This is a genomic window from Aquimarina penaris, from assembly GCF_040786285.1.
Taxonomy (GTDB): domain Bacteria; phylum Bacteroidota; class Bacteroidia; order Flavobacteriales; family Flavobacteriaceae; genus Aquimarina.
Window position 1 is genome coordinate 313,590 of record NZ_JBFMKQ010000002.1, and the last position, 14,673, is coordinate 328,262.

General features: G+C 33.9%; 11 protein-coding genes. 7 read left to right on the plus strand and 4 right to left on the minus strand.

Features of this window, described 5'->3' with window-relative positions; all coding sequences use genetic code 11:
* Positions 1 to 56 precede the first annotated feature (56 nt).
* Together ABW637_RS11055 and ABW637_RS11060 are read right to left on the minus strand one after the other, a co-directional pair.
* Positions 57 to 623, minus strand: coding sequence for a hypothetical protein (locus ABW637_RS11055; protein ID WP_367584753.1), 567 nt, complete (start codon positions 621 to 623; stop codon positions 57 to 59).
* A 145-nt stretch (positions 624 to 768) separates the two neighbouring features.
* Positions 769 to 2,304, minus strand: a complete 1,536-nt coding sequence (locus tag ABW637_RS11060; protein ID WP_367584754.1) for a helicase HerA-like domain-containing protein — start codon at positions 2,302 to 2,304, stop codon at positions 769 to 771.
* Between the two features lie 109 nt (positions 2,305 to 2,413).
* On the opposite strand from ABW637_RS11060, the gene ABW637_RS11065 reads away from it, so the two are divergent.
* Both ABW637_RS11065 and ABW637_RS11070 read left to right on the plus strand, forming a co-directional pair.
* Entirely contained in the window at positions 2,414 to 2,860 is a 447-nt protein-coding gene (locus tag ABW637_RS11065; protein WP_367584755.1) for a RidA family protein, read from the plus strand.
* Between the two features lie 230 nt (positions 2,861 to 3,090).
* Positions 3,091 to 3,720 carry a 7-carboxy-7-deazaguanine synthase QueE gene (locus ABW637_RS11070; RefSeq protein WP_367584756.1) on the plus strand — a complete coding sequence of 210 codons (630 nt, stop codon included), beginning with the start codon at positions 3,091 to 3,093 and terminating at the stop codon, positions 3,718 to 3,720.
* A gap of 1,717 nt (positions 3,721 to 5,437) precedes the next feature.
* On the opposite strand, the gene ABW637_RS11075 is transcribed toward ABW637_RS11070, so the two are convergent.
* Complete coding sequence (locus ABW637_RS11075; protein ID WP_367584757.1) at positions 5,438 to 5,971, minus strand: DUF2911 domain-containing protein; 534 nt, start codon at positions 5,969 to 5,971, stop codon at positions 5,438 to 5,440.
* Between the two features lie 260 nt (positions 5,972 to 6,231).
* On the opposite strand from ABW637_RS11075, the gene asnB reads away from it, so the two are divergent.
* Positions 6,232 to 7,896: an asparagine synthase B gene (gene asnB / locus ABW637_RS11080; RefSeq protein ID WP_367584758.1), complete on the plus strand. Its 1,665-nt coding sequence runs from the start codon at positions 6,232 to 6,234 to the stop codon at positions 7,894 to 7,896.
* 156 nt (positions 7,897 to 8,052) lie between these two features.
* Here the strand turns inward: asnB and ABW637_RS11085 are convergent, their stop codons facing one another.
* Positions 8,053 to 9,219: a M12 family metallopeptidase gene (locus ABW637_RS11085; protein ID WP_367584759.1), complete on the minus strand. Its 1,167-nt coding sequence runs from the start codon at positions 9,217 to 9,219 to the stop codon at positions 8,053 to 8,055.
* A 507-nt stretch (positions 9,220 to 9,726) separates the two neighbouring features.
* Here ABW637_RS11085 and gyrB point away from each other — a divergent pair.
* The 4 genes from gyrB to ABW637_RS11105 all read left to right on the plus strand — a co-directional run bounded on the left by gyrB (position 9,727) and on the right by ABW637_RS11105 (position 14,599).
* The gene (gene gyrB, locus ABW637_RS11090) at positions 9,727 to 11,667 is read left to right on the plus strand and encodes a DNA topoisomerase (ATP-hydrolyzing) subunit B (RefSeq protein WP_367584760.1); all 1,941 of its coding nucleotides are present in this window, start codon (positions 9,727 to 9,729) and stop codon (positions 11,665 to 11,667) included.
* Positions 11,668 to 11,754: 87 nt separating this feature from the next.
* A complete protein-coding gene (locus ABW637_RS11095; RefSeq protein ID WP_367584761.1) occupies positions 11,755 to 12,756 on the plus strand; it encodes a DUF6588 family protein in 1,002 nt (333 codons plus the stop codon).
* A 108-nt stretch (positions 12,757 to 12,864) separates the two neighbouring features.
* Entirely contained in the window at positions 12,865 to 13,791 is a 927-nt protein-coding gene (gene mdh / locus ABW637_RS11100; RefSeq protein ID WP_367584762.1) for a malate dehydrogenase, read from the plus strand.
* Positions 13,792 to 13,978: 187 nt separating this feature from the next.
* Positions 13,979 to 14,599: a hypothetical protein gene (locus tag ABW637_RS11105; protein WP_367584763.1), complete on the plus strand. Its 621-nt coding sequence runs from the start codon at positions 13,979 to 13,981 to the stop codon at positions 14,597 to 14,599.
* Positions 14,600 to 14,673: the final 74 nt, after the last annotated feature.

Genomic DNA, 14,673 nt, shown 5'->3' on the forward strand with positions numbered 1-14,673 from the left:
AAAAGTTGCTATAAATAAATTCCTGTAAACCTTATTCTTATGACTTTACTTTTACCTTAATTGCTATCCCAATTGATCCAGAAATGTTTAATTTTTGCTGAATCCGGTATATCAGAAGCCTTAATCTTGATATCTGTAGTATACTGAAATTCTCTTGGCAACTCTTTTTTATCTATGGTAAAATAAGCTTGAATACTATCTACAAAAATTACAGCTGTACTTAGGGTGTTGTTTATTTTTGAGATTGCATAATGATCTTTAACTTCTTTAAAAATACTTTCTGATGACAAACCAGCCCGAGTTTTATACCTGGGATCTATTATTTGAATATTCTCTATTGTCGATGTTGGATCAGATTCGTTTTTTGCCTCGAGAACAAGAAGTTTGGCACCTCCTTTTTCGTAAATTTCAATTTCATTAGAACCACTCAAGGAACTTTCTCCTAAAACAGTTTTGGCTATTGAGTCACTTGCGAAAATTGAATCTAATTGATTGATTTTAATTTCGTTAGTTAGTAAGCCTATTCTGTTATTTGATATCTCAAAAGGATCTTGTTTTTCCTCTTTTTGACAGCTAATAATAAGTATTGAAGTTAGAAGTACTAGAAAAATTCTGGTTTTCATGATATGTTGATTAAATAATGTGTCCTAATAGTAGTAACGCAAAATATTTCATCTGCATATAATTATGGTCATTCTATGGTAAGATTGAATCCGAAAATATGAATCACTATATTAGGTTGGCTTTATTTTAGATTACTATTCAAACTTATTTCAATAACTTATTGAGTACACCTAGGGCACCTCTAATAAAAGTAGCGCTGGTTAGAACTTTTATTACCGCTTTTTCTGTAGCACTTGTTCTTGTGCTTCTAGAGCGTGAGCCTGATGAACTTTTTTTAAGTTTTTCTCTTTCTTTTTTGGCAGCAGCTTTTGCCTCTTCAGCTTCAGCTTTTTCAATTTTCTCGCCTAATAATTCATAGGCACTTTCTCTATCAATTTCCTCATTGTATTTAGAAATGAGTTTAGATTTTTTCAATAAGGCTTTTAATTCTGTATCTGTTAAAATATCCATTCTGCTCATAGGTGCTCTTAACATTGTTGCTGCAAGAGGAGTCGGGCGTCCTTTTTCATCTAAGGCAGATACTAAAGCTTCTCCAATCCCTAAAGAAGTTAATATTTCTTTAGTGTCATAGTATTCTGATTCCGGGTAATTTTCAGCGGTGAGTTTTATGGCTTTTCTGTCTTTGGCAGTAAAGGCTCTTAGTGCATGCTGGACTTTAAGACCAAGCTGGCCCAATACTCCGTCGGGTACATCGGTTGGATTTTGAGTAACAAAATACAAACCAACACCTTTTGATCGTATTAATTTTACTATACTCTCTATTTGATCCATTAATGCATTTGAAGCTTGTTTAAAAATTAAATGAGCTTCATCAAGAAATATTACTAATTCTGGCCTTCCGCTATCACCTTGTTCGGGGAAAGTTCCATATATTTCGGCAAGAAGACTAAGCATAAATGTAGAAAATAGCTTTGGCCTGTCTTGTATATCGGTTAATCTGATAATATTGATCATCCCTCTTCCATTTTCATCTACTCGGCATAAATCATCAACCTCGAAAGACTTCTCACCAAAGAAAAGATCTGCGCCTTGCTGTTCTAACTCAATAATTTTACGCAGTATAGATCCTGTTGAAGCCGTAGAGATACGCCCATAATCCTTTTCTAATTCTTTTTTACCTTCTGCAGTAGAAAATTGCAGTACTTTTTTTAGGTCCTTCAGGTCTAAGAGGGGTAATTTATTGTCGTCGCAATACTTAAATATGATAGATATAATTCCCGCTTGTGTTTCGGTGACATCAAGGATTCTTGATAAGAGAACGGGGCCAAATTCGCTTACAGTCGCTCGAAGCTTTACCCCATTTTGCTCAGAAAGTGTAAGTATTTCTACGGGAAAATCTTTTGCTTCAAAAGGAATACCTATTTTTTCATGACGTTCATCTATTTTTGGGTGACCAGGACTTGCGGCAGCGATCCCACTAAGATCCCCTTTGATGTCCATAAGTAAAACGGGTATCCCTTTTTCGCTTAAGTTTTCTGCTATGACCTGTAGCGTTTTAGTTTTACCTGTACCTGTTGCCCCTGCGATCAATCCATGACGATTTAACGTCTTTAAGGGTACTTTAACATGAGCGTTAGTAATAGTTTCGCCTTCGTGCATCGCCGCACCCATGATAATGAAATCACCTTTGGTCGTATACCCTTCATTAATATGATCTAGAAATGCCTGATTGTCACTCATAATGGAATTAATTTTTGATAAAAATAGGAATCTTAACTTTGCTATCGAAATTATACGTTAATTTTAATGTTGCACAATCGATAAAGAACACTGTTTTAATTTTTTAACTATGAAGAACGCATTTTTATTTATATTCATCAGTACATTTTTGATGAGTTGTACTACAGAAACTTCAGGTATCATTTTTCATAAGAGTCATGAGCCAAAAAAATCTGAAGCTCCCTTTTCTGATGCGGTTCAGGTAGGGGATGTATATTTTTTGTCGGGTCAGATCGGGATGAATCAGACGACAAGAAAATTAGTAGGTGGAGGCATCAAAGCCGAAACGAAACAAACACTAGAAAATATTAAAGCGGTATTAGAGCACCATAATATGAACATGGATAATGTAGTAAAGTGTACTGTGATTCTTGCTGATATTGAAGACTTTTCTGCCTTTAATGAAGTGTACAAAACATACTTCCCCTTGAAACCGGCACGTACTACTTTTGCTGCCAAAGGATTAGCTGTTGGAGCTAAAATTGAAATTGAATGTATTGCTGCAAAGTGTTGTTAGTCTATAGAAGTTAGTGGTTAGGTTTTGTTCCTGTATAGTGATGTTTATTTTATTTCAAAATTATTAGATAGATTTCTTGAAATAAAGTGGATTTCTATATGTATATGATGAGAATTTCTCCCTTATTGCTTTTGTGAATAATTTAATCTGATTTGTTTTTACTACACTTGCCCAAAATCGTAATTCATAATTCATAATTCGTAATTTATATTATTTACCTTTGCAAACTTATGCAAGAGAGTACACAAAAATTAGTGAATGCAGGTAAAATGCTTCCATTGATGGAAGAGTTTTATACGATTCAGGGAGAAGGATATCATAAAGGAACAGCAGCGTATTTTGTTAGGATTGGTGGTTGTGATGTGGGTTGTCATTGGTGTGATGTTAAAGAAAGTTGGAATGCAGATTTACATCCCCCAACAGATACAGATGTAATTGTGGAAAATGCCTCAAAGTATAGCGATGTAGTCGTAGTTACCGGTGGAGAGCCGCTTACATGGGATATGACTCTATTAACAAAGGGGCTTAAGGATAAAGGTGCACAAACCCATATAGAAACTTCTGGAGCGTATTCACTAACAGGTAAATGGGATTGGATATGTCTTTCTCCTAAAAAAGTGAAATTACCAAAAGAAGAAATATATAGTGTAGCGAATGAGCTAAAATGCATTGTGTTTAACAAAAATGATTTTGCATTTGCCGAAGAACAAGCGGCTAAAGTTTCTGACAACTGTATATTATATCTTCAACCAGAATGGAGTGTACGTGAAAAAATGATCCCTTTGATTGTTGATTATGTCATGAAAAATCCAAAATGGAAAGTTTCTCTTCAAACACATAAATACTTGAATATTCCTTAGAGAGAATAGACGAATTTGTCGTTTTTACATGTTTTTGCTAAATCTGAAATTTTTTATTATGGTTTTTCCGTAGGAACCACATGGTATAATACTTGAATATTCATAGTATTTGTAGTAAAAAACCTACGTAAAAAATAAGTTCATCAAGGGATGGTTGAGTTTTATCTATGAAAAGTTATGCAATGTCAAATAAAAAGTAATTTTTTAACATTTATATTGATTGTTTCGCACTATCATGTTAATTTTGAAGTAATTAACTTTTAATTGAAACATATGAACTCAATTTTTACTTTTCAGGGGCTAAATTTTAATGCAGTAGTAAGATTTTTAAAGGATCTTCCAGGAGCATCGACTTACGCAATGCGGAAATAAAGAAAAACAAGCCTAAGTTTAAAAACTATTTACTTATTTAATAAGACGAGACTGTATAGATGTACAGTCTTTTTTTATGCAATGACCTCAAGAGGATTTTAAATACGGTGTAAAATTGAGATTGAGGAGTTAAGTAACAGCTAACTTACTTTAATTATGGCTAATCATCAAAGCTATTGGATCAAAAAATAAACTCTTCAGTAATAATATAGGGGGAGAATCCCCCTAAAAAGCCACTCCAAATTGTAGGATATTTCTTCAAAAATTAACATAAAAAAACGCTTTTTTACCTTATATCGCTACAAAAATATTTTATGTCTAAAATCTCTTATTCAGAGTGTTAATTTTTTTCTATGAAAAATGTTGTCATGTATCTTTGTATAACAAATTATAAATCAAATGATTATGAAGTTTTTTTACAATGTATTGTTTATTGATTTAAAGGTTTTGAAAACTTTCTTAAGAGAATTACCAGCAGCAAGTAGTAACGCAATTCATAGGTAGAGTTCTTCACTATTAAGTAGAGGACAATAATGAATGTGTTTTATAAAACTGATTTATTAAATTAGGGGAATTTACCCCTGATATTAGTTGCTGTTTGTAAGTACATTCTTCAGTTTTTAACATTTAAATGTGTGATTATTACGGTATGTCTGGCTAAAAGAGTTTTATAACAACTTTTAGATTTTTTTCGCACTTTAATTTTATTTATATGCTACTCTGTGTTATTTTTGTGTAATGAATTATAAATGAATGAATTATGAAGATATTTTACGGAATTTTGACAATTGACATGAAAGCTTTAAAAATGTTTTTGAAGCAATTACCTTCTGCTTGTAGTCATGCAATTCATAGGTAAATTTTTAAATTATTAAAAAGGTGTTATCAATACAAAAAAATGGCACCAAAAAAAGAAGAATTTTGGGGAATTTATCTCTTTTTCCTTGTAAAAAATGATAATGAAACCGGAAAGGAACTATCTCAATTTTAGGTTTTTGTGTATGTTACCGATAAAATCTAAAATTACATCTAAAAGCTTTAAAAATTATTGACATCACCTTATTTGGGTGGTATATTTGAGTAATATTAATTTAATATAAAAATATGGGGCTATTTTACACGAAATTTAGATTAACTTTTAGAATTGTAATGGAATTTCTAAGAGAACTACCTGGAGCATCAGGACATGCTATTCATAGATAGTATAAGAAAGACATTATTATCCTGTTTAAATGGATAATCAAAATCAATTATATTTAGGGGCATAATATAATTTATTTAAAAAAGCAGCTCGGTAAATTTACCGAGCTGCTTTTTTTATTATGCAACTATGATGACTTCGTGATTACATATAAAATGGAACTTCTACACGAGTAGTATCCCAACCCATAACCATATGGTATCCTTTGTCGACCTTTTTGAATGCAATTGAAAATGCTTCTAAAGCATCTCCAGATGCGGCGGGTACTTTTATTCGGGCTACATCTTTTCCTTTGTCATAAGAGTATGCTCCCCAGCTATCAAGGTCAGAATTAATAATGATTGTCCATTCTTTCTCACCAGGAATGGTATAAAGAGAATACGTTCCGGCTTTAACGGTTTGATCGCCCATTTTCATATCCTTAAACAACTTTATTTCTGTAGCTTCATCTGCTCCTGTTCTCCAAACTTTATCAAATTTAACAAGGTTGCCAAATATTTCTCTCCCCTTTTTTTGAGGGCGACTATAAACAACCTTAATTTCTGGTTTGGCATTTCTATCTGCCTTAGCATAAGAAATGTCGGTAGGACTCTTTTGCATATCCGCAAATTTTTGAGCGCTTGTTGTAGTTAACGCCCCAAAAAACATAATAACAACTAATAAGAGTGATTTTTTCATAATACTGCTTTTGATTTATTTCTTAATTGTAAAGATATACGCGAAGTAATAAGCTAAATGTTAATCCAGTCTATAAATTCTGTTAAATGTTTCGAATAACAATTTGATAGTATATGATAGCTTGTAATTAGATTTTGATTTCAATTTAAATGTTTTTTTTGATTATAAGTTTCAATTTAGAAGCAAAATTCGTATTATTGTTTTTATTTTATAACTATAAGTGAATCTTTGAACTATTAACTAACAATAAATTATACGATATGTGTGGAATTGTTTCGGCTTTTGATTTAAAGCAAGATGCAGAGGTACTAAGACCTCAATTATTGGAAATGTCTAAAAAAATTCGTCATAGAGGACCGGATTGGAATGGAATATATGCGAATGAAAAAGCAATATTGGCGCATGAACGATTGGCAATTGTTGATCCTGCTTCAGGAAAACAACCATTATTTAGTGAAGACAAAAAAATAGTTTTAGCGGCTAATGGTGAGATATATAATCATAGAGAACTTCGCAAGCAATTCGATGGGAAGTACAATTTTCAAACAGATTCTGATTGCGAGGTTATTTTAGCTTTGTATAAAGAGAAAGGAGCTAATTTTATAGATGAGTTAAACGGTATTTTTGCTTTCGCCTTATATGATGTAGAAAAGGATACCTACTTGATCGCAAGAGATCATATGGGGATTATACCTCTATACATGGGTTGGGATCAGAACGGGACATTTTATGTAGCTTCAGAATTAAAGGCTCTTGAAGGCGTTTGTACCAAGATCGAATTGTTTCCACCGGGACATTATCTGTCTTCTGAGGATGGAGAGCTTAAAAAATGGTATGTTAGAGACTGGTCTGATTATAAAACTGTACAAGAAAATCAGACAAGTATTGATGAGTTAAGAGATGCTCTTGAAGATGCAGTTCACAGACAGTTGATGTCGGATGTGCCTTATGGAGTATTGTTATCGGGCGGTTTGGATTCTTCGGTTACTTCGGCTATTGCTAAAAAATATTCTGAGAAACGTATAGAGTCTGGTGATACTAAAGAAGCTTGGTGGCCACAACTACATTCATTTTCTGTTGGATTAGAAGGGTCTCCGGATCTTGCTGCAGCCCAAAAAGTTGCAGATCATATAGGTACCGTTCACCACGAAATCAAGTTTACTATTCAAGAGGGATTGGATGCTATTAAGGATGTGATTTACAATCTAGAAACTTATGATATAACTACAATAAGAGCATCGACACCAATGTATTTAATGGCAAGAGTTATTAAGTCGATGGGAGTTAAAATGGTATTGTCTGGCGAAGGTGCTGATGAAATTTTTGGAGGGTATTTATATTTTCATAAAGCACCAAATGCTCAAGAGTTTCATGAAGAAACAGTTCGTAAGCTTGATAAGTTACATATGTATGATTGTTTGCGTGCTAATAAGTCGCTAGCAGCATGGGGGATCGAAGGTCGTGTACCATTTTTGGATAAAGAATTTATGGATGTAGCCATGCGTATTAACCCACAAGATAAAATGATTAACGGAGAGCGAATGGAAAAATGGGTGATTCGTAAGGCTTTTGAATCTTATCTTCCAGAGAGTGTAGCTTGGAGACAAAAAGAACAATTCTCTGATGGTGTAGGGTATAGCTGGATTGATACATTAAAAGAAGTAGTGGATAGAGAAGTGTCTGATGAACAAATGGCAAATGCACATTTTAGATTCCCGATACAAACTCCTCAAAACAAAGAAGAATTTTATTATCGTTCAATATTCGAAGGACATTTTCCTAGTGATGCTGCAGCGTTAAGTGTGCCACAAGAACCATCAGTAGCTTGTAGTACTAAAATCGCTTTAGAATGGGATGAAGCTTTTAAGAATATGAATGACCCAAGTGGTAGAGCAGTTGCCGCTGTTCATGAAGAAGCCTATTAAACGTGAATAAAAAAAGTTTTTATTTTATTATTTATAGTTGAGTTAATTGAGATTTAAAACCCTGAGAGTATTTTCTTGGGGTTTTTATTGTCGTGAACAAATTAAAAAAGGCTATAGAATTAACTATAGCCTTATAAATATTAAGATTTTGATCTTTTAGTTGCCACATCTACCTTGGTTAGACCATCTAAAGTTGCTCTGTAATTCGTATAGGAATCCTCTGTAGGTAACTTTATCTCCAGGACGATATCTGGTATTTCTGCTATATTCACTAACTCCCGCACAAATATCTGCTGGAGGTGTAGTGGTATCACATTCTTTAATACGATTCCATCTAGAGAAATCTCTTTCATATAAAGAACCTTGGTAGGTTACGCGATCTCCAACCTCGTATTGTTGACCTCTTACCCATTCTTCAACTCCTTCGCAAGTATCGGTGTCTCCACCGCCACCGCCACCGCCACCATCTCCGGCTGGGTAAAGTTTATTAGTACCTGCAATATCTCCAGCAGATAATACACTTCTAAATGGTATACGACTTCCGTCTTTCTCTAACATCACAGGTTGACGGTTCTTGCTAAAAGTAAAACTACTGTAAATCATGATAGATCTAACATCAAAGGGACCAGGATTAACCGAATTGTTATCTACTCTAAATTGACTTATTGCACCATCTTGAATGTTTTCAGGGAAAATATCAACGAACTGATCTCTATCACTACGATTTTGTTCATGTAGATAACCTAGAGTATGTCCGATTTCATGAGTCATTACTCCAACTCCTGTTCTAACTCCCATATTAATTCTACCTCTGGGACCATTATCCCCTAAACTAGCAGAAGCACAATTACATGGTCTATTGCTGTTAAGAATAGTTACATAAGAACGTTCATTTGTTCTTTCTTTAAACTTGATGTTGGTTTTATTGGTCCATTCTTCCATAGATTTAAAAGTAACATCACGTTGATTACTTGTAAGACTACCATCTAATACATAGATAATAGTATTATCTCTCCATTTTCTAACTCCAGAAGCAAGACCGAGCTTGGCATCAATTTCGCCAGGGGTTGGCTTGCGATCATAGGCCGTTTTTTCATCCTGTAATTGTTCTGGATTAAATTCTACATCTCCCCATTTAAGCATTCCGTTTTCGAGTTCTTCTACTTCTATTAGATTTCCTCTAAAGTACTTTTCTACTAATTGAGGAGCTTCCGAAGTTTCTGGAAGAGTTTCTTCAAAGCTTTCATTAGAACAGGAAGCTATAAAAAGCCCTAGACATAATGCAGTAACTTTTCCTAAGTAAATTAATTTTTTTGTTTTCATTTTGAATTTAAAAATTTGAGTTTGTTTGTGTTTTTTTACAGCTGTGATAACTAAGTTGTTGCTCTAGTTATTACAAATCAACAGGTTAAAATTATTTTAAAGAATGTTAATTTATGTTAACCAACGAGTATCCGTAAGGCGCTGTCTATTAAGCGTATTGAGTAAGTCATACTTTTAATGGGCAGTATGTTTTTTAAAACTTCATTTATGGATTAATAAATATAAAATGGAACACATTTGATACCTTGGTATTATGAGTAATTCGCCCTATCTTTTTGGTAATTTGAAAGGTGGTTTTTTAATCGGTTATAAAAATTATAAAATTATTATAAAATCCATTTAAGGCTGTTTTTATCGTTTTTAAGAAGGTTTGTGTGTTTTCTGGTATTAATCTTAACTAATTGTTGATAACTCTTTAAATCATCTTTGATAAAACCCTTTCATCCTTTTGGTGTTTTTTTATCTTTGTTTGTTGTCAAAAAACTAAAATATTAAATAAGGGATTTTATGAGCGAAGAAGCTAACAAGAAGGATTACTCAGCAGATAGTATTCAGGCACTCGAAGGAATGGAGCACGTACGTATGCGTCCGTCCATGTATATAGGTGATGTGGGATCTAGAGGATTACATCACTTGGTGTATGAAGTTGTAGATAATTCAATTGATGAAGCATTGGCTGGATACTGTGATTCTATACAGGTAACCATAAATGAAGATAATTCTATTACTACCAGAGATAATGGTCGTGGTATTCCTGTCGGGATTCATAAAAAAGAAGGTGTTTCTGCTTTAGAGGTTGTAATGACTAAGATTGGAGCAGGAGGAAAATTCGATAAAGATTCTTATAAGGTATCAGGAGGATTGCATGGAGTAGGGGTATCTTGTGTGAATGCATTGTCAGACCATTTACATGCGATTGTTCATAAGGATGGAAAAGTATGGGAGCAGGAATATGAGAAAGGAAAACCTTTATATCCGGTTAAATCAACGGGAGATACTGATTTTAATGGTACGGTTGTTACTTTTAGACCAGATCCAACTATTTTTCAGCAAACCTTAGAGTATAATTATGATACTTTGGCAAGTCGTTTGCGAGAACTGGCATACCTTAATAAAGGGATAAAAATTACACTAACCGATAAGAGGCATCAGGATGATGAAGGGAATGATGTTACCGAAAATTTCCATTCTGAAGAAGGATTAAAAGAATTTGTTAGATTTTTAGATACTAGTCGTAGTGCTATCATTGGCGATGTTATTTCTATGGAGGGAGAAAAAAATGATATCCCTGTTGAAGTAGCTATGATTTACAATGATTCTTATGCAGAGAATTTACATTCTTATGTAAATAATATTAATACGCATGAGGGAGGGACGCACCTTTCAGGTTTTAGAAGAGGTTTGACGGCTACACTTAAGAAGTATGCAGATGCTTCTGGGATGTTAGATAAGTTGAAGTTTGAAATTGCCGGAGATGATTTCCGTGAAGGATTGACTGCTATTATTTCAGTAAAAGTACAAGAGCCACAATTTGAAGGGCAGACAAAAACCAAATTAGGAAATAGAGAGGTCACTTCTGCAGTGTCACAAGCTGTTTCTGAGATGTTAGAGAACTATCTCGAAGAAAATCCTAATGATGCAAAAACAATTGTTCAAAAAGTAATTCTTGCTGCCCAGGCACGTCATGCTGCTAAAAAAGCACGTGAAATGGTGCAGCGTAAGTCGGTAATGAGTATCGGTGGTTTACCTGGTAAACTTTCAGATTGTTCAGAACAAGATCCTGCATTATGTGAAGTATTCCTTGTCGAGGGAGATTCTGCAGGTGGTACAGCAAAACAAGGGCGTGATCGTATGTTTCAGGCGATTCTTCCACTTCGTGGTAAGATATTGAATGTAGAAAAAGCAATGCATCATAAAGTATTTGAAAATGAAGAGATCAAAAATATCTTTACTGCACTAGGAGTCACCATAGGAACCGAAGAGGATAGTAAAGCATTAAACCTTTCAAAATTAAGATATCATAAAGTAGTAATTATGTGTGATGCCGATGTCGATGGTAGTCATATTTCTACATTGATCTTAACATTCTTTTTTAGATATATGAAAGAATTAATTGAGGCTGGGCATATTTATATCGCAGCACCGCCATTATATCTAGTGAAAAAAGGAGCGAAAAAGCAATATGCTTGGAATGATGATCAACGTGATTTGATTGTTAAAGAATATGGAGAGAATGCCAAAATACAACGATATAAGGGTCTTGGAGAGATGAATGCAGAGCAATTATGGGATACGACCATGAATCCAGAATTTAGAACTATGCGCCAGGTTACGATTGATAATCTTACTGAGGCTGATAGAATCTTTTCTATGCTTATGGGAGACGAAGTGCCGCCTCGTAGAGAATTTATAGAAAAGAATGCAGTGTATGCAAATATTGATGCATAATAAATATAATAAATCTATTCAAAATCCGCTATATAAATTGGTATAGCGGATTTTTTTTATATTGCAGTGCCCAAAAAAACAAATCGAATGAAAAAGTTAACATTGCTGTTGGCATTAGTTCTAGGTCAAGCGGCCTCTTCACAAACTGATATTGATCAAATTCTAGAGATTGGTATTGCAAATGCTCAAAGATTTAGTGCAGATTATTTTGTTCCGGCGGGAGAGTCGTTAGTAAATAATATGTCTAATGGTTGGTATAGTACGGCAAAAACAAAAAAACTTTGGCATTTTGAGGTTGGAATAGTGGGTAATCTTTCTTTTGTTAGAGAAGAAAAACAATCTTTTATTCTTAATACCGCAGATTATATCGATCTCTCCTTCAGAGATGGTTCTATTAGTCAACAAGCGCCCAATGCATTTGGTGTTAACCAGGGTAATATTGCCGTTGTTATTAATGAAGGGCAAGTTACCGAATTAGAGGTGGTTTTACCTGATGGTATCGGAAGCTCGCCAATTAAATCTATTCCGTCAGGATTCCTCCAGGGGTCATTAGGATTAATAAAAAGCACCGAAATTAAACTTCGATTTTTGCCAAGAATCAAAGCCGTAGAGGATGCAGAAATCCAATTGTATGGAGTCGCTTTTCAGCACGAATTTACAGATTGGGTGTATCCACTAAAAAGATGGCCGGTAAAATTAGCGGGATTGATAGGGTATACTAATGTGAAAGGATTTTATGATATAAATACTGGTAGCGGAGTACCAGGTACAGATCAAGAAGTGAAATTGAATTCTAACTCCTGGTTAATTACAAGTATTGTATCGACCAAGTTACCTGTTCTAAATTTTTATGGAGGATTGGGGTATTATTTTGGATCTAGTGATGCCGATGTAAAAGGTATATATCAAGTTCAAAATGGGCCATTTGCTTCAGATGTAATTATTGATCCTATTAGTGTAAAAAATAAAACCAAAGGTGTTAAAGCCACCATTGGTGCCAGAGTGAAATTTGGTGTTTTTAACGCAAATCTTGATTATACACTTCAGAATTATAATAACCTTTCTCTTGGGCTTAATTTTGGGTGGTAATTTACCTTCTATTTGTGAATTAATTCGTTAAAGAATTTGTATTTTCGCGCAGGTATTGAAATCTTTTCAATAGAACGAATTAATATTAATTAAAATATATATAACACAATGAAAGTTACAGTAGTAGGAGCTGGTGCAGTAGGTGCAAGTTGCGCCGAATACATAGCAATAAAGGATTTTGCTTCAGAAGTAGTATTGTTAGATATCAAAGAAGGATATGCAGAAGGTAAGGCAATGGATCTTATGCAAACTGCTTCTCTTAATGGTTTTGATACAAAGATTACAGGAACTACAGGAGACTATTCTAAAACTGCAGGGAGTGATATTGCTGTAATTACTTCAGGAATTCCACGTAAACCAGGTATGACACGAGAGGAACTTATCGGGATCAATGCTGGGATTGTTAAAACAGTATCTTCAAGTTTAATAGAGCATTCTCCTAATGCGATCATTATCGTGGTGAGTAACCCAATGGATACAATGACATATTTAGTGCATAAGACTACAGATCTTCCTAAGAATAGAATTATCGGAATGGGAGGAGCATTAGATAGTGCACGTTTTAAATACAGATTAGCAGAAGCTTTAGGTGCTCCTATCTCTGATGTTGATGGTATGGTGATTGGTGGACATAGTGATAAAGGGATGGTGCCATTAACGAGATTGGCAACACGAAATAGTGTGCCTGTTTCAGAATTTATTTCTAAAGATCGATTAGAGCAAGTAGCTGCAGATACTAAAGTTGGAGGAGCTACTTTAACTAAACTATTAGGAACATCAGCATGGTATGCGCCAGGAGCCGCAGTTTCTGGTCTTGTGCAGGCAATTGCTTGTGATCAAAAGAAAATCTTTCCTTGTTCAGTATTACTAGAAGGAGAATACGGATTAAATGACCTTTGTATTGGTGCACCAGTAGTGTTAGGTAAAAACGGAATTGAAAAAATCGTTGAGATAGCACTAAGTGATGCCGAAAAAGCAAAACTAGCAGAAAGTGCAGAAGGTGTTAAGAAAACAAATGGATTATTAGAGCTATAATACATCTAGAATCTATAAATATTTGTAATAAAAGCTGCTTTATTGCAGCTTTTATTGTTTAAATCATGGATTTATTGATAGATCTTAAGTTTTTCTTTTTTAGAGAGTTAGTGGTGATCAAGAGATTGTAATAGATATTTATTTGAAGACTTTAGAAATGCAGTTTTAATTTTTTTATATTTGCCGCATGAAGAAAAAATGGTACTTCGGGATTTTAATCTCTTCACTTGCATTGCTTGTTGTTATTCAGCAGCAAACTGTTGTACCTAATCAGGAAATAGTATTAGAGTTTGTTAATATTGAGATTACCTCTCAAGAAGCTCAAAATGCGATAACAATTGTAAAGAAACAATTGCAATCCATTGGGGTGAAGAATACCAGAATATCAAGGGAATTAAAAAATGGGACCCTTAAAATTGCGTACTACAGTGATGAGGATGTAGAATTTATAAAAAAAATACTTTCTGAAGCACAAAACGTAGCGCTTGACCATGTTTTTTATGATCAAAATGAAGATGATAACCAATTTCCTTTAAATAAAAGCTCAAAAGACTATAATCTTGATGTTTATGAAATCCAAAAAAGTACAGATTTTAGTTCTGACTTTAATGGGATATGTGTTTTAGAAGTAAAACATGAACAAGATAGATTTTCAGGCTCTAACTCATACAGTTTTGTTACTAGGGTTGATGTCGATGATATAGATAGGCTTGTAAAAGTAGCCCAAAAAGTAAATTCATCTATTGCTATAGCAATAGATAATACTTCACATAACATTCCAGAAGTAAGAGCTGGCCCAATTTCTTAGTTGGGATTCATAGCTTTAAAAAATTCCTAAAAACTAATCATATTTTTATTAGAAGTTAAAAAAGAAGAGTGATA

Coding starts and splice junctions, on each gene's coding strand:
- ABW637_RS11055 (WP_367584753.1), bottom strand. CDS start 623: ATGAAAACCAGAATTTTTCTAGTACTTCTAACTTCAATACTTATTATT.
- ABW637_RS11060 (WP_367584754.1), bottom strand. CDS start 2,304: ATGAGTGACAATCAGGCATTTCTAGATCATATTAATGAAGGGTATACG.
- ABW637_RS11065 (WP_367584755.1), top strand. CDS start 2,414: ATGAAGAACGCATTTTTATTTATATTCATCAGTACATTTTTGATGAGT.
- ABW637_RS11070 (WP_367584756.1), top strand. CDS start 3,091: ATGCAAGAGAGTACACAAAAATTAGTGAATGCAGGTAAAATGCTTCCA.
- ABW637_RS11075 (WP_367584757.1), bottom strand. CDS start 5,971: ATGAAAAAATCACTCTTATTAGTTGTTATTATGTTTTTTGGGGCGTTA.
- asnB (WP_367584758.1), top strand. CDS start 6,232: ATGTGTGGAATTGTTTCGGCTTTTGATTTAAAGCAAGATGCAGAGGTA.
- ABW637_RS11085 (WP_367584759.1), bottom strand. CDS start 9,219: ATGAAAACAAAAAAATTAATTTACTTAGGAAAAGTTACTGCATTATGT.
- gyrB (WP_367584760.1), top strand. CDS start 9,727: ATGAGCGAAGAAGCTAACAAGAAGGATTACTCAGCAGATAGTATTCAG.
- ABW637_RS11095 (WP_367584761.1), top strand. CDS start 11,755: ATGAAAAAGTTAACATTGCTGTTGGCATTAGTTCTAGGTCAAGCGGCC.
- mdh (WP_367584762.1), top strand. CDS start 12,865: ATGAAAGTTACAGTAGTAGGAGCTGGTGCAGTAGGTGCAAGTTGCGCC.
- ABW637_RS11105 (WP_367584763.1), top strand. CDS start 13,979: ATGAAGAAAAAATGGTACTTCGGGATTTTAATCTCTTCACTTGCATTG.